The organism is Pseudomonas sp. NPDC096917 (assembly GCF_044762555.1).
GTDB lineage: Bacteria > Pseudomonadota > Gammaproteobacteria > Pseudomonadales > Pseudomonadaceae > Aquipseudomonas.
Genome location: NZ_JBIWEO010000011.1, coordinates 203,407 through 224,310, shown reverse-complemented (window position 1 = coordinate 224,310; position 20,904 = coordinate 203,407). Strand labels below are relative to the sequence as shown.

At 58.0% G+C, this 20,904-nt stretch carries 21 protein-coding genes; 15 read left to right on the top strand and 6 right to left on the bottom strand.

Going from position 1 to position 20,904, the window contains the following annotated elements:
- Positions 1 to 95: 95 nt before the first annotated feature.
- The 7 genes from ureE (at position 96) to kch (ending at position 6,559) form a co-directional block, all read left to right on the top strand.
- Positions 96 to 773, top strand: a complete 678-nt coding sequence (ureE, locus tag ACIQYF_RS15255) for an urease accessory protein UreE (protein WP_402863189.1) — start codon at positions 96 to 98, stop codon at positions 771 to 773.
- A 21-nt stretch (positions 774 to 794) separates the two neighbouring features.
- The gene (locus ACIQYF_RS15250) at positions 795 to 1,481 is read left to right on the top strand and encodes an urease accessory protein UreF (RefSeq protein ID WP_402863186.1); all 687 of its coding nucleotides are present in this window, start codon (positions 795 to 797) and stop codon (positions 1,479 to 1,481) included.
- A 41-nt stretch (positions 1,482 to 1,522) separates the two neighbouring features.
- Entirely contained in the window at positions 1,523 to 2,179 is a 657-nt protein-coding gene (gene ureG, locus ACIQYF_RS15245) for an urease accessory protein UreG (RefSeq protein WP_402863183.1), read from the top strand.
- The gene (locus tag ACIQYF_RS15240) at positions 2,176 to 3,138 is read left to right on the top strand and encodes an urease accessory protein UreD (RefSeq protein WP_402863180.1); all 963 of its coding nucleotides are present in this window, start codon (positions 2,176 to 2,178) and stop codon (positions 3,136 to 3,138) included. The genes ureG and ACIQYF_RS15240 overlap by 4 nt, the downstream gene beginning before the upstream one ends.
- 100 nt (positions 3,139 to 3,238) lie before the next feature.
- On the top strand, positions 3,239 to 4,219 hold the full coding sequence (gene yut, locus ACIQYF_RS15235) for an urea transporter (protein WP_402863177.1): 981 nt from the start codon (positions 3,239 to 3,241) through the stop codon (positions 4,217 to 4,219).
- A gap of 27 nt (positions 4,220 to 4,246) precedes the next feature.
- A complete protein-coding gene (locus ACIQYF_RS15230) occupies positions 4,247 to 5,305 on the top strand; it encodes a HoxN/HupN/NixA family nickel/cobalt transporter (RefSeq protein ID WP_402863174.1) in 1,059 nt (352 codons plus the stop codon).
- A gap of 78 nt (positions 5,306 to 5,383) precedes the next feature.
- Entirely contained in the window at positions 5,384 to 6,559 is a 1,176-nt protein-coding gene (gene kch / locus ACIQYF_RS15225; RefSeq protein ID WP_402863171.1) for a voltage-gated potassium channel protein, read from the top strand.
- Positions 6,560 to 6,621: 62 nt separating this feature from the next.
- Here kch and ACIQYF_RS15220 read toward each other — a convergent pair whose 3' ends face one another.
- Positions 6,622 to 6,846, bottom strand: coding sequence for a hypothetical protein (locus ACIQYF_RS15220; RefSeq protein ID WP_402863168.1), 225 nt, complete (start codon positions 6,844 to 6,846; stop codon positions 6,622 to 6,624).
- Positions 6,831 to 8,195: a PLP-dependent aminotransferase family protein gene (locus ACIQYF_RS15215; RefSeq protein WP_402863165.1), complete on the bottom strand. Its 1,365-nt coding sequence runs from the start codon at positions 8,193 to 8,195 to the stop codon at positions 6,831 to 6,833. Before ACIQYF_RS15215 ends, ACIQYF_RS15220 begins: the two co-directional genes overlap by 16 nt.
- 86 nt (positions 8,196 to 8,281) lie before the next feature.
- Between ACIQYF_RS15215 and ACIQYF_RS15210 the strand changes: the two genes are divergently transcribed.
- From ACIQYF_RS15210 to ACIQYF_RS15185, 6 genes are all read left to right on the top strand, one after another.
- Positions 8,282 to 9,256, top strand: a complete 975-nt coding sequence (locus ACIQYF_RS15210; protein ID WP_402863162.1) for a threonine dehydratase — start codon at positions 8,282 to 8,284, stop codon at positions 9,254 to 9,256.
- Between the two features lie 180 nt (positions 9,257 to 9,436).
- Complete coding sequence (locus ACIQYF_RS15205) at positions 9,437 to 9,838, top strand: hypothetical protein (protein ID WP_402863229.1); 402 nt, start codon at positions 9,437 to 9,439, stop codon at positions 9,836 to 9,838.
- A gap of 126 nt (positions 9,839 to 9,964) precedes the next feature.
- Positions 9,965 to 10,306, top strand: coding sequence for a hypothetical protein (locus ACIQYF_RS15200; RefSeq protein ID WP_402863159.1), 342 nt, complete (start codon positions 9,965 to 9,967; stop codon positions 10,304 to 10,306).
- Between the two features lie 53 nt (positions 10,307 to 10,359).
- The gene (locus ACIQYF_RS15195) at positions 10,360 to 10,914 is read left to right on the top strand and encodes a UPF0149 family protein (RefSeq protein WP_402863156.1); all 555 of its coding nucleotides are present in this window, start codon (positions 10,360 to 10,362) and stop codon (positions 10,912 to 10,914) included.
- Positions 10,915 to 11,038: 124 nt separating this feature from the next.
- Entirely contained in the window at positions 11,039 to 11,719 is a 681-nt protein-coding gene (locus ACIQYF_RS15190; RefSeq protein WP_402863153.1) for a GNAT family N-acetyltransferase, read from the top strand.
- A gap of 64 nt (positions 11,720 to 11,783) precedes the next feature.
- Positions 11,784 to 12,635, top strand: coding sequence for a CAP domain-containing protein (locus ACIQYF_RS15185; protein WP_402863150.1), 852 nt, complete (start codon positions 11,784 to 11,786; stop codon positions 12,633 to 12,635).
- Between the two features lie 91 nt (positions 12,636 to 12,726).
- Here the strand turns inward: ACIQYF_RS15185 and mqo are convergent, their stop codons facing one another.
- Positions 12,727 to 14,373, bottom strand: coding sequence for a malate dehydrogenase (quinone) (mqo, locus tag ACIQYF_RS15180; RefSeq protein ID WP_402863147.1), 1,647 nt, complete (start codon positions 14,371 to 14,373; stop codon positions 12,727 to 12,729).
- A gap of 665 nt (positions 14,374 to 15,038) precedes the next feature.
- On the opposite strand from mqo, the gene ACIQYF_RS15175 reads away from it, so the two are divergent.
- Both ACIQYF_RS15175 and ACIQYF_RS15170 read left to right on the top strand, forming a co-directional pair.
- Positions 15,039 to 16,097 carry a Rieske 2Fe-2S domain-containing protein gene (locus ACIQYF_RS15175; RefSeq protein WP_402863144.1) on the top strand — a complete coding sequence of 353 codons (1,059 nt, stop codon included), beginning with the start codon at positions 15,039 to 15,041 and terminating at the stop codon, positions 16,095 to 16,097.
- 95 nt (positions 16,098 to 16,192) lie between these two features.
- Positions 16,193 to 17,143: a PDR/VanB family oxidoreductase gene (locus tag ACIQYF_RS15170; protein WP_402863141.1), complete on the top strand. Its 951-nt coding sequence runs from the start codon at positions 16,193 to 16,195 to the stop codon at positions 17,141 to 17,143.
- Positions 17,144 to 17,150: 7 nt separating this feature from the next.
- Here the strand turns inward: ACIQYF_RS15170 and ACIQYF_RS15165 are convergent, their stop codons facing one another.
- The 3 genes from ACIQYF_RS15165 to ACIQYF_RS15155 form a co-directional block, all read right to left on the bottom strand.
- Positions 17,151 to 17,864: a GntR family transcriptional regulator gene (locus ACIQYF_RS15165; RefSeq protein WP_402863138.1), complete on the bottom strand. Its 714-nt coding sequence runs from the start codon at positions 17,862 to 17,864 to the stop codon at positions 17,151 to 17,153.
- 125 nt (positions 17,865 to 17,989) lie between these two features.
- Complete coding sequence (locus ACIQYF_RS15160; protein WP_402863135.1) at positions 17,990 to 19,216, bottom strand: OprD family porin; 1,227 nt, start codon at positions 19,214 to 19,216, stop codon at positions 17,990 to 17,992.
- Positions 19,217 to 19,345: 129 nt separating this feature from the next.
- Entirely contained in the window at positions 19,346 to 20,677 is a 1,332-nt protein-coding gene (locus ACIQYF_RS15155; protein WP_402863132.1) for an MFS transporter, read from the bottom strand.
- Between the last annotated feature and the right edge of the window lie 227 nt (positions 20,678 to 20,904).

Below are 20,904 nucleotides of genomic sequence, written 5' to 3'. Positions count from 1 at the left end.
ACATTCCTGGAGGAGTGAGCCCGTTCGCGATCGTGTGATCTTTAAAAGATCGCGAGCCCGCTCGCTCCTGCAAGGGGTTAGAAAGGAGTTGTAACGTGATTTTGATTGAACACATTTTGGGCAATGCCAAGAAAGATCCGCACTGGAAGCAAAAGCTGGCAGGTGCCAACGTTGACTTGCTGATTCTCGACCAGCGCGAGGCACAAAAAAGCCGTTGCCGGCGTACCAGCGTTGGCGGGCTGGATCTGGGCATCTCGCTGGAACGAAACGTGGTGCTGGCTGACGGCGACGTATTGATGTGGGACGAAAAGACCAACAGCGCCGTAGTGGTTCAGCTAAACCTGCGCGACGTGATGGTGATTGACCTCAAGGAACTTAAACAGCAACCCCTCGACGTGCTAATCAAGACCAGCTTCGAACTCGGCCATGCGCTGGGCAACCAGCACTGGAAAGCTGTAACCAAGAACAACGAGGTGTACATCCCGCTTACCGTGGAAACCAAGATGATGGACTCGGTGATGCGCACCCACGGCTTTGAGCACCTGCCCTACGCCTTTATCAGCGGGGCTGCGGTGCTGCCCAACCTCACTTCCTCTGAAGCACGCCTGCTGTTTGGCGGCGCCGAAGAGACCGGCACCCACGTTCACGTGGCCAGCCCGCAAGACAAATTGGAAGCCGCAGCGCTGCAGATCAAAGGCCAGCACCGTCATGACTCGCACAGTCACAGCCATGACCACGGCCAAACGTTTCACAGTCACGATCACAAGCATTAAACCCGGCAAAAGGCGCTTTGGATGAACGCATCAGATCTAATTCGCATCATGCAATTTGGCGACTCGGTGTTGCCGGTCGGTGCCTTTTCGTTCTCGAACGGCGTGGAATCGGCCATTCAAACAGGCATCGTTCACGATGTCGCGACCCTCAAGGGTTTCGTCCTCACCGCTCTCAAACAGGCCGCCAGCTGTGACGGCATGGGCGTAGTCGCTGCACATCGGGCAGCCGTGACCGACGATCGCGAGGGCATCTTGCGCGCCGACTGGGCGGTGAATAACCGCAAGCTCAACGAAGAAAGTCGGCTGATGGCCACGCGCATGGGCAAAAAACTGGCAGAGATGTCGATTCACGTCGTCGAAAAACCCTTGGTGCGCTGGTGGCTAGAACAAATCAAGGCCGGGAATGCCGCAGGCACCTACCCGGTGACTCAAGCCGTGGTCATGTCCACCCAGGGCATTGGCGCCCGTGAAGTGGTGGTGATGCACCAGTACGGCGTGGCCATGACCATCCTCAGCGCGGCGATGCGCCTGATGCGGGTCACCCACCTCGACACCCAGCACATTCTGTTTGAACTCAATCACGACATTGAAGCGTTCTGTGACATCGCCGAGATCGGCGATATCAATCAAATGTCGTCGTACGTGCCCATCGTCGATGTACTGGCAGCGGTGCACGTCAAAGCCCATGTACGCCTGTTTATGAATTGATACATGAGCCAATCAGCGCTCTTTCTATTAAGGAAATCCCTGTGAAAAAGATTACTCGCATTGGTATTGGCGGCCCGGTCGGTTCAGGTAAAACCGCGATCATCGAAGTGATCACCCCGATCCTCATCAACCGTGGCTACAAGCCGCTGATCATCACTAACGACATCGTCACCACCGAAGACGCCAAACAGGTCAAGCGCACGCTCAAGGGCATCCTCGACGAAGACAAGATTCTCGGCGTCGAAACCGGTGCCTGCCCGCACACCGCCGTGCGTGAAGACCCTAGCATGAACATTGCAGCGGTCGAGGAGATGGAAGAGAAGTTTCCGGACAGCGACCTGATCATGATCGAAAGCGGCGGAGACAACCTGACCCTGACCTTCAGCCCCGCGCTGGCCGACTTTTATATCTACGTGATTGATGTGGCCGAAGGTGAAAAAATCCCTCGCAAAAACGGCCCCGGCCTGGTTCAGGCGGACATCCTGATCATCAACAAGATCGACCTGGCACCCTACGTTGGCGCAAGCCTGGATGTGATGGAAAGCGACACCAAAGTGGTACGTGGCAACCGCCCTTATATCCTCACCAACTGCAAAACCGGTCAAGGCATTGAAGAACTGGTGGACATGATCGAACACATGTTCCTGTTCGCTCAAAAACCTTCGGCACCGACCACCAAACCCGAGGTCACTGCATGACAGCGCTGAGCCAGATCGTGAACACCCCGTCACGGCTTCGCGCTCACTCATTAGGCACTGATGCGCCGGAGCTAGCGCAATACCAGGACGAGCCGCCGCAAATGCAAAGCGGCGCGGCCGGCAAAAGTGGCTACCTGCGATTAGGTTTTGAAAAACGCGCTGATCGCAGCGTACTGGCGGACATGGAACGACGCGTACCGTCACTGGTGCAGCGGGCCTTGTATTGGGACGAAGAAATGCCCCAGCTGCCGTGTGTCACCATGATTTCTACCTCGGGCTGTGTGCTTCAGGGCGACCGCCTGGCCACCGATGTGAATGTGGGAGTGGGTGCCTGCGGCCACGTCACCACCCAGTCGGCCACCAAAGTGCATTCGATGAATGCCAACTACGCCTCGCAAATCCAGCACCTGCGGATCGAAGAGGACGGCTATCTGGAGTTCATGCCCGACCCGCTGATTCCGCATCGCGATGCGCGGTTCATCACCGATACCCAGATCAAGATCCACCCGACGGCCACGGCGATTTACTGCGAAATCCTGATGTCGGGGCGCAAGTACCACCACGTTGATGAACGTTTTGGCTTTGACGTGTACTCCTCGCGGGTCTGCGCTGAAAACCTGGAAGGCAAAGAGCTGTTTGTCGAGAAGTACGTGTTGGAACCGAAAAGGGAAAGTCTGGATGCCATTGGTGTCATGCAAACCTTCGACGTGTTCGGCAACGTGGTGCTGCTCACGCCCAAGGAGCATCACGACCGGATCGTCGAGCGCATTCCGGCGCTGTTTGACCTTGAGGCGGGGCTGGCCAGCGGCGTGACACGCTTGCCCAACCATTGCGGGTTGATCTTCAAGGTGCTGGGCAATGACAGTGGTGAAGTCAAAGCCCGGATCCGTGAATTCTGGAAAGTAGCCCGTGAAGAGATTCTGGGCGTGACCTTGCAACCGCAGTTCCTGTGGAAATAAACAACACCGTGGGCGCTACCACAGGCTGAGGTCTTTTGATTTGGCACAAAAGATCGCAGCCTGCGCCAGCGCCCACAAGGCCTACATTGGGAGAGTCGATATGGAAGCTGCATCCAAGTGGTCTCAAATGGCCAGTGGCAACGTGGTCCTGGCGTTTATTGACGTCACGTTGCGTGGCTGTTCGCAAGTCATGTTCCAGAGCAACCCCCTGACCGGCTTGCTGTTTTTTGCCGCGATTTTTGTCGGGGCCTTTGCCGAGGGCAACCCGGCAGTGGCCTATGGGAGTGTGCTGGGCACTGTCGCCGCCACGTTCACCGGCATGCACCTCAAGGACCAAAGGTCCTGGAAGGCCGGGCTCTTTGGCTATAACGGCTGCCTGGTGGGCGTAGCTCTGCCGACCTTCCTGGAAGTCACGCCAATCGTCTGGCTGTGCATCATTCTCGGCGGCGTAGTCTCGGTAATCGTCACCATCTGCATCGCCGACATTCTGAAAACCTGGAAAGTCGCGGCCCTCACCGCCCCTTTCGTCTTGGTGACCTGGACCATGCTGTTGGCCAGCTATGCCTTTGGCGGCCTGAGCAGCAACGCGTTGCCGGTGCCCAACCTGCCCCACGACCTGGTCGCGCACAACAGCAATCTGCTAGACGGCATCGAGCTATTCCATGCCACGTTCTATGGTATTTCTGAAGTGTTCCTGATCAGCACCGTGGTGGGCAGCGTGCTGTTCCTGGCCGGGCTGGCAGTGTCTTCATTGTGGGCCGCCGTGTTCGCCCTGCTCGGTTCCCTGCTGGCGGTACTGGTCGCAACGCTGCTACAGGCTGAGCACTCAAGCATCAACAACGGGCTTTACGCATTCAGTGCCGTGCTGACCGCTATCGCACTGGGCTCGACATTTAACAAGCCGAGCTGGCGTGTACTGATCTACACCTTGATCGGGGTAGTTTTCACTGTATTTGTGCAAGGGGCGTTGAATACTCTGTTGGGCCCTGTCGGCATCCCGACCCTGACCATGCCTTTTGTACTCGCTTCATGGTTGTTCCTGGTGCCGAACAAGGACGTGATGCCTTCCCATCGCCAATAAATGTCGAACCTTTTGCAGGAATTCCAGATGTCAGCCATCGCTCAGTTACCTGGTACCCAGCTACCGACCGACACCACCCGACGGGCGATCTTATTATTGATTGGGCTCGTCATTGCCAACCTGCTCGCCTGGGCATGGGCGTTCATCGAGTTCGGCAGCAACCCGGTGCTGATGGGCACAGCATTACTGGCCTACGGCTTCGGATTGCGCCATGCCGTCGATGCCGACCACATCGCGGCCATCGACAACGTGACTCGCAAACTGATGCAGCAAGGCAAGCGGCCAATTGCTGTCGGCACCTGGTTCTCGCTGGGGCACTCGACCATTGTGGTTCTGGCATCGTTCGCGATTGCCGCCACCGCCATGGCCTTCAAGGACGACATGGAGTGGTTCCACGAAACCGGTGGCTTGATTGGCACTCTGGTGTCATCCGTGTTCCTGCTGCTGTTCGGCGTGCTCAACCTGGTGATCCTGATTTCGGTGTACAAAAAGTTCAAACAGGTCAAGGCAGGCCATACCCTGCCCCCTGAAGAGCTCGACCTGCTCGCGACCAACAAGGGTGGAATGATGGCGCGGATCTTTGGTCGCCTTTTCAACCTGGTGAACAAAAGCTGGCACATGTACCCGGTGGGTTTTCTGTTCGGCCTGGGCTTCGACACCGCGACCGAAATCGGCCTGCTGGGCATCAGTGCCACCAGCGCTTCGCAGGGCATCAACCTGTGGTCAATCATGGTCTTCCCAGTGCTGTTTGCCGTTGGCATGGCCCTGATCGACTCACTGGACAACTTCGTGATGATCGGTGCCTACGGCTGGGCCTTTTCCAAGCCGGTGCGCAAGCTTTACTACAACATCACCATCACTGCGGCCTCGGTGGTTGTAGCGCTGTTTATTGGCGGCATCGAGGCCTTGGGGCTGATCGCCGACAAACTGGAACTCACTGGCGGCATCTGGACACCGATCGCTGCGCTCAACGACAACTTCGGCGAGATTGGCTACTGGATCATCGCCATGTTTGTCCTGTGCTGGCTGATCTCGGGCCTCAATTACTACCTGCGCGGCTATGACCAACTGGGAGCCAACACTTGATAGTTTGCCACCCCTGCGCCAGCCTGAAAAACTTCGCCTACACTCCAACAACCCCTTAACAGACGCGTCGTAGGAACCATGACTTTATTACAGGAAGTTAAATCGCGACTCAACTTTGCCACCGGGGTCGCCTTGTTGGTGGCCATCAACGGCTTTGTACTTTTTTTGCCTGTGTTGCAGCGCGGGGTCGCCCACTCCAACGCTGCCGGCGGCTCCTTTGATTCCTGGAAAGAGGCCTTAAGCTTTCTGGCCTTACTGGAGATTCCAGGGTTCGTAGTGGGCTTCGTACTATTACTGATGTCCTTCGGGCTGCTGATCAAGTCACGCATCAGTTGGTTCTTTGCCCTGCTACTGCTGGTGGCAACGGTCTGCGTTGATTTTTTCATCCTGAAAAAACCCGATGGTGTGACCGTCTTCTCGCTGATCACGATTGCCGTACTGGTTTTTTACTGGCGCCGATTTGACCACTACAGTCTGGCCAGCGGCAGTTTCTTTGCAGTGGTCAGCATCGCCTCACTGATCGTCTACAGCACCTTGGGCACGCTCTACATGGGCGAGGAGTTTGCACCGGCTGTCACCGATCTGCCCACTGCGTTCTATTTCGCCATTGTGGTGATGTCGACCGTGGGCTTTGGCGACATCGTGCCGCACACCACCGACGCCCGTTTCTTCACCCTGACGGTGATCATCCTGGGCATCACTATCTTCGCGATTTCGGTGGCGTCCATTGCCGGCCCCCTGATCAGCAACAACATCCAACGCATCGTTAAAGGCAGGATTACCCACATGGCCCGTAAAAATCACTACATCCTCGTTGGCGTCGGTTCACTGGCCGAGAACGTCTATAAAGGCCTGACCGACCGAGGCGAACACGTCACCGTAGTGTGTGCTCCAGGCAGCCTGCACGACTTGCCGGAAAAAACTGACCTCATTGAAGGTGATCCATCGTCAGCCGCGACCCTCAAGCTGGCGGGTGCCGGGGATGCCAAATACATCGTCACCTTGTGCGAAAACGATGCTGAAAACGTGTTCACCATTCTGACGGCCAAGGAGGTCGCCGGTGAAAACACGCAAATCATCGCGCTGGTCAACGAAACCCGGAACATGCCCAAGGTCAAACGTGTCAACCCGACCATGGTGCTGTCACTGCCGCTGCTGGGCAGCGAACTGCTGGTACGCACCCTGCAAGGCGATCAAATCAACAACGACCTGATCACCGAAATGTTCTTCGGCAAGCGATCTTCGCTGAACTAAGAGCGCGCCTTCTGTAGGCATAGGTATCTAAACAAGTCTGAATCGGCGCAGCTCCTACGGGTTTATACGGTGTACTGCTTGAACAATTCTTCCTTGATGATCAGCAGTGCATCTTCGTAGTAGCGTTCACCCCGCGCTTCGCTGAGCAATACCGAGCGCACACTGCCTTCGCCTTCGCTGGGGCAGTGTTCGCAGGTGAGGTAGAACTCGGCAGTTTCGGGCTTGAATTCCAGGTAATAAAACAGTTCGCGGCCTTCACGGTGCCAATAGCCTATTTCTCTGCGCATGGGGCTCTCTGCTCAATGATCTGCGCAACACGCTCAAGCGCAGCTTTGAGGCGCGGCACAGTCTGAGCTGCGGTCAGGCTGATGCGTATTGCATGGGTAGGGCTGGATTTAACCGCAAATACATCTGCTGACACCACATCGATACCTGCCGCTCTACAGGCCTCGGCCAGCGGGACTTCGCTCGGGGCCACGGTCAGCCAGATATGCGGTGACGCAATCTGCGTCTGGTACATCACCGCTCCCAACAGCTTTTTTGCCAGTCGCCAGCGACGGCTCACCTCTTCGGTTTGCCACACGGCACGCTGGCGGGCGGTGCCATCACTGATCCATTGATTGGCAATCGCCAGGCACACCGGCGAAAGGCCCCAGTGAGCTGATTGCGCCTGTGGATCAATACGCGCCAGTAACGCCGGGCTGGCCGCAATCCAACCCAAGCGCACCCCCGCCGCCACAGTCTTGGACAGGCTGCTGACCAGCACCCCCAGCTCCGGCAGGTGCTGGCACAGGGGCGGGCTGTCGGTGAGCGCGCCATAGACGTCGTCCTCGATGACCCAGATGCCGTGGCGTCGTGCAATGTGGGCAAGCGCCTCTTTGCGCTCGGGCCCCATCACCGCCGAGGTCGGGTTTTGCAGGGTGGGCGTCAAAACAGCTATGCGTGCACCGGTGGCGCGGATCATGCGGTCGAAATCTTGCGGCACGATACCCTCCCGGTCCATGGCCACCCCATGCATCGGCAAGCGCAGTTGAGCACAGGCGGCCTTGATCCCCGGTGCCGTAAATGCTTCAACCAGGACCGGCTCCCCCGCCTGGCACAGCGAGAGCAAGACGGTGAACAAACCTTGCTGCGCCCCGGTGCAGGGCATGATGTTGTCGGCGCTAAGATGCAGCCCGCGGGCCTTGAGCCAGTGCGCGCCCAGTGCGCGGGCCTGGAGCAGGTCAGCTGCACTCAGGTAACGCTGCAAACGAATCGCCTGATGGGTTTCAAGCAACCAGGCCAGCGCCTGCGCATCGCTTTGGCTGGCGTGATCGATGGCCGGAACGTTGGTACGCAAATCTGTCAGCGCGCCGTGTTCATCAACCCGCTGCAAGCGAAACAGGGTCGCCTCCTGACTGCCCGCCAGCACGTAAGTGCCGCGCCCGACTTCGCCCGAAACCAAATGCCTGCGCGCAGCCTCGCGATAGGCCTGCATGGTGGTGCTGGGGTTCCAGCCCAGCGCCCAGGCCAGTCGCCGCTGCGGGGGCAAACGCTCGCCGGGCTTTAGCTCGCCACTGCTGATGGCACGCGCGATGGCGTCCACCAACGCCAGATAACGCGGTTGCGACGAGTTGTTAAGGGCGGGAATCCACATTTATTGTTGGCCATGCAATATAAGGTTCGGCCCATACAATGCGACGCACCTAGAATCGAGTCAAATCCTCCTGATGACGGTGTGCCATGTTTGACCTGACAGCTCTTCGCCTCGCCGCAACCACTGTGTACCAAAGCATGTCCCCGACCCCGCAACTGGCCTGGCCTTTGTTGGCCGATCAGTTGGGCTGCACGGTGTGGGTCAAACATGAAAACCATAACCCGACCGGCGCTTTTAAAGTGCGCGGCGGCATGCTGTACGTGCAGGGTTTGTTAACGCGTGAACCCCAGACCAAAGGTCTGGTGACCGCCACCCGTGGCAACCACGGCCAGAGCCTGGCGCTGGCGGCGCGCCGGCATGGGTTGACCATCAGCATCGTGGTGCCTGAAGGCAACTCCCTGGAAAAGAACGCCGCCATGCGCGCCTTGGGCGCCACAGTCATTGAACACGGCAAAGACTTCGATGAAGCGCGCAGCCATGCCGCCACGCTCGCCGCCGACTATCAGTTGCACCTGGTACCCGCGTTTCACCCGGACCTGATTCGCGGAGTCGCCACCTACGCGCTTGAGTTGCTGGAAGCTGTGGCCGACCTGCACACGGTGTATGTACCGATCGGCATGGGCTCAGGGATTTGCGGGCTGATTCAGGCCCGCGACCTGCTGGGGTTGAACACTGAGATTGTCGGCGTGGTGTCCAAACACGCCGATGCCTTTGCTCAAAGTGTCGAGCAAGGTCACGTGGTCTGCACGGACACCGCTCACACTTTCGCCGATGGCCTGGCCTGCCGCCAGCCGCTGCCCGAAGCGCTGGAGATCATTGCCAAAGGTGCCGCGCGTGTCATTCGCGTATCAGACCGCGAGATCGCACACGCCATGCGCCTGTACCACGAGACCACCCACAACACCGCGGAGGGCGCTGGCGCCGCGGGATTGGCCGGACTGATAAAGGAGCAGTCGCAGCAACAGGGTCGCCGGGTCGCCGTCATTCTGAGCGGCGCGAATGTCGATCGCCGCATGTACGCTGCCATCCTTGATGAAGACATGAGCCCACTGTCCGCCTGAGCCTCTCCAGAATCCTGTAGTCGCTCGCTCTCGATCTTTTAAAAGATCACAACCTTGGGGCAGCTCACACATGGGAAGTGGGCTTCACTCTCTGGCCGATGGCGCCGCGCCTGCAAGCGCCCTGAAATCGTCACGGCCAGGCCGCGACAAACCAAGGGCAATATGGCTATGCTCAAGCCCATGAGCCCTGCCAATGCAATCCGTCAGCCTTGCCCTCCCGGCGCCTGCAACTGCGAGCGCGAACAGCTGTTGATGGCCCCCGCGCCGGACTTGCGTATCCTGAACCTCGACCGCAAGGCCGAAAAGGTCCTGATAGAGCGCCTGGAGAATATCCAGAGCCTGGGCGACCTTGAACACATGCAACGCCGCATGTACGAGCAACTGGGCATTGAGTTGAAAATCGAGCCCGGTTTCAATGAGGTGCGAAGCATGCGCGGTATTGGGATCCATATCGCGGATCAACCCGGATTGTGTCGAAAAACCCGCCAGTCAATTCCGGCTGCGATTCGCCGGGCACTGGAAAGACGTCCAGAAATTGCCTACAAATTACTGGATGGTCATGATTTGCTGCGTGACACTTAACAGACTCTTTTGCGGTTGGATTGTCCTACCCGAGCAACCCATTTCGACCCAACCTACTGATTTCTCTTGCTTAACAGTGCGCAGTCACTTATAAGCGCGTTTTTTAATCACTATTAGAGCCCGCACATGAGTACCGGATTCACCGAGGACGAAATGCGTAAAGCGCTCGGCCTTGATCTGCCTGCAGCCACTACGCCAGCTACTCCGCCCGCTCCTGCTCCAGCCCCCGCCGCTCCCAAAGCCGCCGCTCCGGCCCCCAAGCCGGCACCACGCGCCCCGGTCAAGCGCCGCGGCCCGGTGCTACGTGTATCGCTGCACGTCAGCAAAGTGTTTGACGGCGAAGAAACACTGTTTGTACACGACTCAAAAAAGCTAAGCCGCTTTGATGCCGAACAGGAAGCCAAAAAAGCCTTGGCCAAAGCCGGCTTTAAATACTTTGTTGTCGACTCGATTGTGCAAGTCGACTGAACGGCACACGTCTGACGCAGAGTTGACTCTGGATCAATGCCAAGGAACCCGACATGCAAAGCCATCCCCTGAACGCCGCAGACTTCGAGGCCATCGAAGACACTCTGCTCAAATACGGCGATGATCACTCTGTTCTAAACGCCTGCGAACTCGATGGCTTCTTCACAGCCCTGGTTTCAGGCCCGAACCCCGTGGACATTGCCGACTGGTTCCCTGCGATCTGGGGCGGTCAAAACCCAAACTGGGAAAACACCGATGAAGCCAAACAGTTCATCGAACTGAGCGTGCGCCATATCAATACCCTGGCCCGCCAACTGGCAGAAGACAGCCAGGCCTTTGTTCCGCGTTTTGAAGAGACCGAGCACCTGGGTCAAACCGTCACCCTGGCCGAAGAGTGGTGCTTCGGTTACGAGCGCGGGGTTGCCGTGGCTCAATGGGCGCCTTTGCCAGCCATCCAGGCCGGCCTGTTGCAAGCCATTGCCGAGTGCGCAGAGCAAGACAACTTTGAACTGCCGCCCGACCTGGACGTGCCTGCCCACCAGCAACGCGTGGCCGACATTGCCCCGGCAGCCCGTGCGCTGCATGACTATTGGCTGAGCCAGCGCTAACCCCCTGGCAACACACACCCTGCAGGAGTGACCGGCACTCGATCTTTTGAACAATTAAAAGATCACGAGCAAGCTCGCTCCTACAGGGGAATGCGCCCCCCTTCACGCCTCGCAGAACCGACCTATGACCACCCTCACCCACTTCAACACTCCGATCAGCGAGCCGATCAACGCCCAGATTTTGCAGCTCGTGGTCGATCACCTCAGCGAAATCAGCGCCATGGAAATCGCGCCAAGCAATCTGCTGTACAGCATCTATCAATACGCCATCGGCTTTGAAGTGCACCTGTACCTGCAAGCCCTGGACGGCACCAAAGGCATCGCGGTTGAATTGATGGTCGCAACAGATGATCAAGACCCGCAGAAAGTCACCGGGTTTGTCCTCTATTTGCCGGTCAAGGACGATCCTGAAGCCTGTGGGATTGCCTACATGGCTGAACTCTCCAGCCACCGCCACCTGGGTGTCATGCAAGCCATGCTGCAAGCCGTGACCCGCCGCTACCCACACACCGAGCTGACTTGCAGCGTAAGCAAAGTCGCCGCGTTTCAAGCCATGGGCTTTCAAGTCATCGGCACCCGCGGCCCGCAAGTATTGATGAACACCCGTGATCACAGCACAGATGGCCTGATGGGCGTACTGGACGTGGCGTCGGTCTATCAATCGACCGAAGTGCGACAGATCCATACCTATCTGCTGCAACGCAACGGCAAAAAAGCGATGCTCGACGCCGAGAAAAAACGCGACCGCCAGATCGATCAACTGACGGCCAAAGCCAAAGCGTTTGTTGCACAGCTCAATGACTAAAAAGGCCTGCCACGGCCAGCCTTAAATAACGCATCATGGGCGCATTCCGATCCGAGGGAACGTTATGCGCCGCCACTTCACCTTTAACCGCCTTGCCGGATTAACCCTGGGCCTGATTTTTAGCGCCTCGGCCCTGGCCAGCGAAGAGTCGCAACTGGTGGACTCGATCAACGCTTACCGCAGCCAGATTCAACTGTGCGCCGGCCAGGCTTCCCAAGAGCTGCCGCCGCTGGCCTCCGACACCCGGCTGGTGCTGCCCGCCAACAGCTTTGGCGACTTGCAAGAAGCGCTCGGCCGAGCCGCCTACCCGCTGGTTAATGTGCAGGCCATCAATCTGTCAGGCCCGCGCGATGCACAGTCCGCCATGAAAGCCGTACAAGAAAGCTTCTGCAAAGTGGTACTGGACCCCCAGTTTGTCGACATCGGTGTCAGTCACTCCCAGCAGGATTGGCGCATCGTGTTGGCGCGTCCGTTGCTGACAGGCCGCCTGGGCGATGCACAAGCGGAAGGCCAAAGGGTCCTTGAACTGATCAACAGCGCTCGTACCCAGCCGCGCCAATGCGGTACCCAGGCCTTCACCCCAACCGGCCCCCTGACCTGGAACGCCACCTTGGGCACTGCTGCCCAGACGCATACCCGAGACATGGCCAACAACAATTACTTCGACCACAAGGACCGTACCGGTGGCACACCGGGAGATCGCGCCGAATTGGCCGGCTATATCGCCCAACAGATCGGTGAAAATATCGCGGCAGGTCAAGACACCCCACGCAAGGTCGTCGACGGCTGGCTGGCCAGCCCCGGGCACTGCGCCAACATCATGAACCCGGCGTTTCGCGAGCTGGGCGCGGCCTATGCCGTTGACCCTAAAAGTGACGCAGGAATTTACTGGACCGCCCTGTTCGGCAGCCAATAAAAGGAATGGAGTCAGGCGTGTAGCGGGGGTAAAACGCAGCAGGATTCAAACAAGGCAGCCCCACCCAACATGGTTGGACGGGGCTGTTTTTTTACAGCGCCATGTCAGCCGCTGGGTTGCTTGGCGCAGGCTTAGCCGGCGCAGCAGTGGCTTCTTGGGCAGCGGTGGCTGCGGGGATAGCCGGTGGCGGAGTCAGTTGCAGAACATCGGCGGTATACGCCCATTCCTGTGCAACGCGCTCAGGCGAGCCGTTCAGCTTGGTGCCGTAGCTCGGCACAATCTGATGCAGCTTGGCTTGCCATTCAGGCGTCGCAACCTTGTCCTTGAACACGGTTTCGAGTACCGACAGCATGATCGGTGCAGCTGTGGATGCACCCGGCGATGCGCCCAGCAGGCCGGCTATGCTGCCGTCTTTGGCGGCAACGATCTCAGTGCCCAGTTTCAGCACGCCGCCCTTCTCTTCGTCACGCTTGATGATCTGCACACGCTGGCCGGCTTGCCACAGACGCCAGTCTTCTTGCTTGGCATCCGGGTAGTATTCTTTCAGCGCGTTGAAGCGATCTTCGTCCGACAGCATCAACTGACCGGCCAGGTATTCAACCAGCGGGTATTGTTCGATACCGACTTTGGTCATTGGCCAGATGTTGTGAGGCGTGGTGCTGGTCAGCAGGTCAAAGTACGAACCTTCTTTCAAGAACTTGGTCGAGAAGGTGGCGAACGGGCCAAACAGAATAACGCGCTTGCCATCCAGCACGCGGGTGTCCAGGTGCGGAACCGACATCGGCGGTGCGCCCACCGAAGCTTTACCGTAAGCCTTGGCCAGATGCTGTTCAGCAATGGCAGGGTTATCGGTTACAAGGAACGAGCCCCCTACCGGGAAACCAGCGTATTCCTTGGCTTCAGGAATACCGGACTTCTGCAACAGATGCAGAGCACCGCCGCCCGCACCGATAAATACAAACTTGGCATCCGTTTCGCTTTCAGTGCCGTCTTTGAGGTTTTTGTACACCACACGCCACGAACCGTCTTCGTTGCGCTTGATGTCTTTCACTTCGCTCGACAGTTTCAGGCTGAAGTCAGGCTTGGTTTGCAGGTATGCCGCAAACTGGCGCGTGATTTCGCCGAAGTTTACGTCAGTACCGATAGGCGTCCAGGTGGCCGCGACTTTCTGGTTCGGGTCACGCCCTTCCATCATCAGCGGAACCCACTTCTTGATCTGAACCGGGTCTTCGGAATACTGCATGCCAGCGAACAGAGGGCTCGCCTGCAGGGCTTCGTAGCGCTTTTTCAAGAACTTGATGTTGTCATCGCCCCACACAAAGCTCATGTGCGGTGTGGAATTGATGAACGAACGCGGATTCTTCAAAACACCGTTCTTGACCTGCCAGGACCAGAACTGACGCGATACCTGAAAGGCCTCATTGATTTCAATGGCCTTCGGGATTTCAACGTTGCCGTTCTTGTCTTCCGGGGTGTAGTTGAGCTCAGCCAGTGCTGAGTGACCGGTACCAGCGTTGTTCCAGCCGTTGGAGCTTTCCAGAGCCACACCATCGAGACGCTCGATCATCTCCATGGACAGGCCAGGTTCCAACTCGTTGAGCCAGACACCCAGAGTAGCGCTCATGATACCGCCGCCAATCAGCAGTACATCAACGTGCTTTGGCTCGCCAGCGTGCACGGACGTGAGCCCCATGCTCAGCGCCAGGCCCAGTAGCCCTTTGTTCATCTTCTTTAACATGTTGTCGTACCTAAGATAAAACGCCATCTACCCGGCACGCGGTTCATGACAGACCTCGATTCACTGCAAGACAGGCTGCCTGCAATCGAACCCTCCATGAGGCCTTGAACGGGCAGATATATAAGGTCTATGCACATTGCAGACCTCACTTTTATGTACCTTGGGCGCTGATCTTTTATTGCTTTTGGCTTCAGCTACTTGGGTGACATTTATAGGGTGTGCCGGGAGTGGCCAATAACAGATTCGATCTGCCCAGCTCCTTCACTCCCGCCACCTTCTCGCGATTCCATTGGTACTGATCCCCTTGCTGCTCCTTCCTGTGAGCCTGCGCGGACATGAAAATCCAGGGGTGCCAGCCTTCAAACCGCGACATTCTACCTCAGGTGGCACTTTGGGCGAAAACGCATCTTTCGCGCCCTGGGCAGCAGATCAACCGTCTTGACCGCCCAAAACAGCTTCTGACGTGGCCCCACCCGTCACGGGCCAAAAAACAAGAATTTCACTTAATGGATCCACTAATAAAATACTGCACCATCATTTTTGTTCGGTAATCGCCTAAAACAGCTAATTACTGACAAATAAGTCCAATGCAAAATTGACTCACGCGCTGCAAATCACGCCTAATGGATCCATAAAAGCAATAACACCTGATCTGGAGATTGGTCATGTATCCAAAAAACACGTGGTACGTTGCGTGCACCCCTGATGAAATTGCCGACAAGCCCTTGGGCCGGCAGATCTGTGGCGAAAAGATCGTTTTCTATCGCGGCCAGGAGAACAAAGTCGCGGCAGTCGAAGATTTCTGCCCGCATCGTGGCGCCCCCCTGTCTCTGGGTTATGTCGAAAATGGCAACCTGGTCTGCGGCTATCACGGCCTGGTCATGGGCTGCGACGGCAAGACCGTCGAAATGCCGGGCCAGCGCGTTCGCGGCTTCCCTTGCAATAAAACTTACGCAGTCGTTGAGCGTTACGGCTTTATCTGGGTATGGCCCGGCGAACAGGACAAGGCTGACCCTGCGCAGATCCATCACCTGGAGTGGGCCGTGAGCGATGAATGGGCTTATGGCGGCGGACTGTTTCATATCGGTTGCGATTACCGCCTGATGATCGACAACCTGATGGACCTGACGCATGAAACCTATGTGCACGCGTCCAGCATCGGCCAGAAGGAAATCGATGAGGTCGCACCGACCACCACCGTCGAAGGCAATGAAGTGATCACCGCCCGGCACATGGAAAACATCATGGCCCCGCCTTTCTGGCGCATGGCGCTGCGCGGTAACAACCTGGCCGATGATGTGCCGGTCGACCGCTGGCAGATCTGCCGCTTCTCGCCACCCAGCCATGTATTGATCGAAGTCGGGGTTGCCCACGCCGGCAAAGGCGGTTATCACGCCGCGCCTGAATTCAAGGCATCGAGCATCGTGGTCGACTTCATCACCCCCGAGACCGATACCTCGATCTGGTATTTCTGGGGCATGGCGCGCAATTTCAATCCGCAGGATCAGGCTCTCACCGCCACGATTCGCGAGGGTCAAGGGAAGATTTTCAGCGAAGACCTGGAAATGCTCGAACGCCAGCAACAAAACCTGCTGGATCACCCGCATCGCGCCTTGCTCAAGCTCAACATCGACTCGGGCGGCGTGCAGTCTCGCCGTGTTCTGGAGCGCATTATCGCGAGCGAACGCACACCCGAGCCACACCTGATCGCTACCGCTCAGTAACGCCCTCTCGGGCACGGCAATCGCTGCCGTGCCCGCGCCTTTTTGAACACCCAAGACAAGCGTGCCCGATGCCGGCAACGCTGTGAGGATCCAGCATGATTGATGTGGTGGTGGTATCGCGCACAACCGAAGCGCAAGACATTTGCAGTTACGAATTGGCCAGTGTCGATGACAGCGCCCTGCCCCCGTTCAGCGCCGGGGCGCATATTGACGTTCACTTGCCCGGCGGACTGATCCGCCAGTACTCGCTGTGCAATCACCCGGACGAACGCCATCGCTACCTGATTGGCGTACTCAAGGACCCCGCTTCGCGCGGCGGATCGCAAAGCCTGCACGCACACATCAACATCGGCGACCGCTTGCAGATCAGCGAACCGCGCAATTTGTTCCCGCTGGTGCTTGAAGCTCAGCGCAGCCTGTTGTTTGCGGGCGGGATCGGGATTACCCCGATTCTGTGCATGGCCGAGCGCCTGGCCAACAGCAACGCGGATTTTGAGCTGCACTACTGCGCCCGCTCCAGCGAGCGCGCTGCGTTTGTTGAACGCCTGCGCCAGTCAGCCTTTGCAGATCGGGTGTTTTTGCATTTTGACGAACAGCCCGAAACCGCAATGAATGCCGCTCAAGTGCTGAGCAATCCGCAACCCGGCGTGCATCTCTATGTGTGCGGCCCGGGTGGTTTTATGCAGCACGTCCTGGACAGCGCCCGCACACAAGGCTGGGCCGAAGACACACTGCACCGCGAATACTTCGCCGCTGCGCCGGTCGACAGCAGCCATGACGGGAGTTTTTCGATAAAGGTGGCCAGCACCGGTCAAATCATTGAGATCCCGGCTGATAAAACAGTGGTTCAGGCCCTGGAAAATCACGGCATCGACATCCCCATGTCGTGCGAACAAGGGGTATGCGGCACATGCCTGACCAACGTGCTGGAAGGCGAACCGGACCATCGCGACATGTTCCTCACCGAAGAGGAACAAGCCTGCAACAACCAATTCACGCCGTGCTGTTCACGCTCGAAATCACCCTTGCTGGTGCTGGATATTTAACGATTCGTCAGTCCGGGCGGTGAATCACTTTCATCCGCTCACTGGCCACCGCCGAGCTGAAAATCTCGGCATAGCGCAAGGTGGCATTGGCATGCTCGCGCATCATGGCTTCAGCGCGAGCACCCTGGCCACTGACCAAGGCATCGAACACCGAGTGATGCTGCATATGCGCGTAATTGAAGCGGCGATATTCGCGGGCCATGTCTTTGCGATCGACCGCCAGCGCCGTGACCGACGCAAACGGCAAATGATCGTTGCGCGCCAGCGCATCGGCAATCGCCGGATTGTGGCTGCCTTCGATAATCACCTGATGAAAGCGCATGTTGAGGTCGTGATAGACCTCAAGATCGTCCTCGGTGACAAAGCCCTTATCGAATAACTCGTCGCCTTGCAGCAGACACAACTCCAGGGTGGCCCGGCCTTCTGCCGACAGCCCGCGCTCGGCGGTCAGGCGTGCTGCAAGACCTTCGAGCACACCGCGCACCTCCACCGCACCGGCGATGTCATTGGCGCTGACCAAACGCACCTGAAACCCGCGCCCCCCAAACCGCACCAGCAAGCCTTCCTGCTCCAGCGTGCGAAACGCCATGCGCACGGGCATCCGCGACACACCGAACAACTCAGCGGTAGGAATTTCCATCAGACGCTCGCCAGCGGCCAACTCGCCCGAGGCAATCATTTTGCGCAGTGCAATCAGCACCAATTGACCGGGTTTGCTCATCCAGACGACTTCCAGAAAACAAGAGGCGAACATAGTAACGCAAGCGCCTGCAGGAGCGAGCTTGCCGCGCGATCTTATGAGCTCAAAAGATTGCCAGCACGCTCACCCCACCGCAGACAGGGTCATTACATTGACAGTGGGTAGCTGATCACCACACGGGTCTGATCAAAATCGCTGTTGAAGCTGCGACGGTTGGTGGCGTTGTTGACCCGCAGGCTGAGGTTTTTAAAACTGCCGCTCTGAATGGTGTAGCCGACCTCGGTGTCGCGCTCCCATTCCTTGCCGTTGGTACCTTGTTTGGTGGTGGCGTTGTCGCCGTGGCCATAACGGACCATCGCCAACAGCCCCGGCACGCCCAACGCCGCGAAGTTGTAGTCATAACGTACTTGCCACGAACGCTCGTCCGCGTTGCTGAAGTTGCCGTTGAACATGTCGTTGCCCAAGCTCCGACCGCTGCTGCCGTACACCGACATCCAGCCGGTGTCGCCGCTCACCCGTTGCAGCCCCAGGTACACGGTGTGCCCATCCGTGGCGGCCGAGAACAGACCATAAGCCGTGCGACTGCTGACGTTGCCGATCCGGGCGCTGCCATCGTCCTTGTCAATGAAATACCCCAGGTTGGCGCCCAAGACCCAATCACCCACGGGCTGCTTGTGCAGCACATTGAAATAGCTCTGCTGATAGATGTCTTTCAACTGCGAATGCCAGGCCCCAACCAGTGTTCGCTGCTCGTTGAAACGGTATTCAGCACCGCCATAGTTGAAGCGGTCAGACATCACACCCGGCGCCGCCCATGCGGAGAGGTCCTGCATGTCTGAGGAATTACGCAAGCTCACGGACCGGTATTGACCCGCCTGCAAACCCAGACCACTTATTTCTTTGGACACCAGCATCGCCCCGCGGAACGTCTGTGGCAGCAGGCGACCATCGTCGTAGCGCAGCACCGGAACATCCGGCATCAACTCACCGACTTTGATTTCAGTGGCCGAGAAACGCGCCTTGGCCGCCACACCCGCGCGACTGAAGTTATCGGCTGCACGCCCATCGGCATGCACCGGCAGCAACTCCGAGCCACTGGCCGGACGGCTACTGTCCAGTTTGACCCCGAGCATGGCCATCGCATCCACGCCAAACCCTACGACACCTGGGGTGTAGCCAGAATTGAACTTGAGAATGAAGCCCTGAGCCCACTCATTCACCTTGCTTTTAGTGGCACCCGGATCACGAAAATCGCGATTGAAATAGTAATTTCGCAGCAGCAGGTCCGTGGTTGAGTCTTCAAAAAAACCTTGATCCTGAGCCATTACCGGCGCGCACAAGGTCAAGGACAGTAAGCCAATTGTGTTCTTCATTATTATTGTTCTCCTTTTTTGGGCGCAGCCGCTCCCCGCAGCTGGAAAAGCCCGCCCGACTGTATACGTGTGTTGTGCCCGTGTTGTGGAGCCTGCCCGGCCTGGCCGGGCAGTGATCGATAGTCTGAATCAGGCCGGCGTGAGTGCCGGTTGCGCCGATACGCGACCCGGTTTAAGCAGCAACAGGCAGCCCGCCGCAATCACAAAGACGATGGCGAACACCCCGTACAAGTGCAGCGGTTGCCAGCCGGCATCGAGCAGAAAGCCGGCCACGATAGGCGACAGGATGGCGCCAATCCGGCCAATGCCAATGCCCCAACCCACGCCCGTGGTGCGAACCGAAGCGTCATACACAACCGGCGACAGTGCATACAGCCCGGCCACGCAACCGTTGGAAAACATCCCGATCAACAGGCCCAGACCGAGTGCAGCCATGACCGAAGAGGCCGAGCCGACAAACAGCACCAGCAAGCCTGCGGTCACCAGCATGAACAACGACAGTACGCGGGTCAGTGGCCAGCGCGACGCCAGACCGCCGACCAACGCCGCACCGAAGATCCCGCCCACGCTCAGCAGCACACCACCGGTAATACCTTGCTGCGCGGAAAGACCGGCAGACACCAGCAATTTGGGTGTCCAGCTCATCACAAAGTAGAAGCCGAACATCACCAGGAAGAACAGCAGCCAGATCAACAGCGTGGTACGGCGTAACGCCGGGGTCAGCAACTGGGTAAACCCTTTACCCTCGCCCGCCACACTCGCCACCACAGGCGGCATTTGCTCTAAAGTCGACAGCCCCATACGCTGGGCCAGGCGATTGATGCGCTGCAAGGCCGTTGCCGGGCGACGAGCCAGCAAAAAGTCCAGCGACTCGGGCAACCACAACAGCACCAGCGGGATCACGGCGAAAGTCACCAGACCGCCAAACAGGAACACCGAGCGCCAGCCCCAATGTGACAACAACCAGACCGCAATCAAGCCACCCAAGGTCGCGCCCAAGGCATAGCCAGTGGACTGCAAGCTCACCGCCAGCCCGCGCCAGCGCTTACTGGCGTATTCACTGGCAATCACGTTGCTGCTGGCCAGAATGCCGCCGATACCCAAGCCCGTTACACCCCGCAACAACGCCAACTGCACTGGAGACTGGCTCAACGACGAAAGCAGCATGCCCGTACCGGACACCACCAGACACAGCAGGATCAACGGACGCCGACCGATGCGGTCCGCCCATGGCGCGATAAACAGAGAACCGGCCGCCATGCCGAACAAACCGGCACTCAGCAACAGGCCGATTTGCGCACCGCTCAACGCCCACTCGGCTGACACCGACGCGGCCGTGAACGCCATGACCAGCACATCAAAGCCATCAATCATGTTCAGCACGATGCAAATTCCGATGGCAAGCCATTGGAAAGAGCTCATCGGGCCACAATCGACAGTCCTTTTCAAATCGATAGCCATGCGTGTGCCTCCTGCTCGGACATCACCGAAGCGAAAAAAAAGCACAACACGGCGTAACAGATAGAGATAACGCGGTCAGAACCCAGGCGGTTCTGTGCCATTGGGAAGGCTTTCATGACGAGACCCTTTTTGTAGTTTTTATAGGTAACGTTCAGGAGCGGAACTCCTGCCATCACTTGGCCGCTAGTCAACCCGTTAATGGATCCACAGGCAAGATAAGGCAACGA

What these genes read in the sequence shown, in the direction of transcription:
- ACIQYF_RS15170 (WP_402863141.1), top strand. Translation starts at nt 16,193, where the DNA reads ATGATTGATGTGGTGGTGGTATCGCGCACAACCGAAGCGCAAGACATT.
- ACIQYF_RS15185 (WP_402863150.1), top strand. Translation starts at nt 11,784, where the DNA reads ATGCGCCGCCACTTCACCTTTAACCGCCTTGCCGGATTAACCCTGGGC.
- mqo (WP_402863147.1), bottom strand. Translation starts at nt 14,373, where the DNA reads ATGTTAAAGAAGATGAACAAAGGGCTACTGGGCCTGGCGCTGAGCATG.
- ACIQYF_RS15200 (WP_402863159.1), top strand. Translation starts at nt 9,965, where the DNA reads ATGAGTACCGGATTCACCGAGGACGAAATGCGTAAAGCGCTCGGCCTT.
- ACIQYF_RS15160 (WP_402863135.1), bottom strand. Translation starts at nt 19,216, where the DNA reads ATGAAGAACACAATTGGCTTACTGTCCTTGACCTTGTGCGCGCCGGTA.
- ACIQYF_RS15205 (WP_402863229.1), top strand. Translation starts at nt 9,437, where the DNA reads ATGAGCCCTGCCAATGCAATCCGTCAGCCTTGCCCTCCCGGCGCCTGC.
- ACIQYF_RS15155 (WP_402863132.1), bottom strand. Translation starts at nt 20,677, where the DNA reads ATGGCTATCGATTTGAAAAGGACTGTCGATTGTGGCCCGATGAGCTCT.
- ACIQYF_RS15195 (WP_402863156.1), top strand. Translation starts at nt 10,360, where the DNA reads ATGCAAAGCCATCCCCTGAACGCCGCAGACTTCGAGGCCATCGAAGAC.
- ACIQYF_RS15240 (WP_402863180.1), top strand. Translation starts at nt 2,176, where the DNA reads ATGACAGCGCTGAGCCAGATCGTGAACACCCCGTCACGGCTTCGCGCT.
- ACIQYF_RS15175 (WP_402863144.1), top strand. Translation starts at nt 15,039, where the DNA reads ATGTATCCAAAAAACACGTGGTACGTTGCGTGCACCCCTGATGAAATT.
- ACIQYF_RS15165 (WP_402863138.1), bottom strand. Translation starts at nt 17,864, where the DNA reads ATGAGCAAACCCGGTCAATTGGTGCTGATTGCACTGCGCAAAATGATT.
- ACIQYF_RS15210 (WP_402863162.1), top strand. Translation starts at nt 8,282, where the DNA reads ATGTTTGACCTGACAGCTCTTCGCCTCGCCGCAACCACTGTGTACCAA.
- ACIQYF_RS15250 (WP_402863186.1), top strand. Translation starts at nt 795, where the DNA reads ATGAACGCATCAGATCTAATTCGCATCATGCAATTTGGCGACTCGGTG.
- ACIQYF_RS15220 (WP_402863168.1), bottom strand. Translation starts at nt 6,846, where the DNA reads ATGCGCAGAGAAATAGGCTATTGGCACCGTGAAGGCCGCGAACTGTTT.
- ACIQYF_RS15215 (WP_402863165.1), bottom strand. Translation starts at nt 8,195, where the DNA reads ATGTGGATTCCCGCCCTTAACAACTCGTCGCAACCGCGTTATCTGGCG.
- kch (WP_402863171.1), top strand. Translation starts at nt 5,384, where the DNA reads ATGACTTTATTACAGGAAGTTAAATCGCGACTCAACTTTGCCACCGGG.
- ACIQYF_RS15230 (WP_402863174.1), top strand. Translation starts at nt 4,247, where the DNA reads ATGTCAGCCATCGCTCAGTTACCTGGTACCCAGCTACCGACCGACACC.
- yut (WP_402863177.1), top strand. Translation starts at nt 3,239, where the DNA reads ATGGAAGCTGCATCCAAGTGGTCTCAAATGGCCAGTGGCAACGTGGTC.
- ACIQYF_RS15190 (WP_402863153.1), top strand. Translation starts at nt 11,039, where the DNA reads ATGACCACCCTCACCCACTTCAACACTCCGATCAGCGAGCCGATCAAC.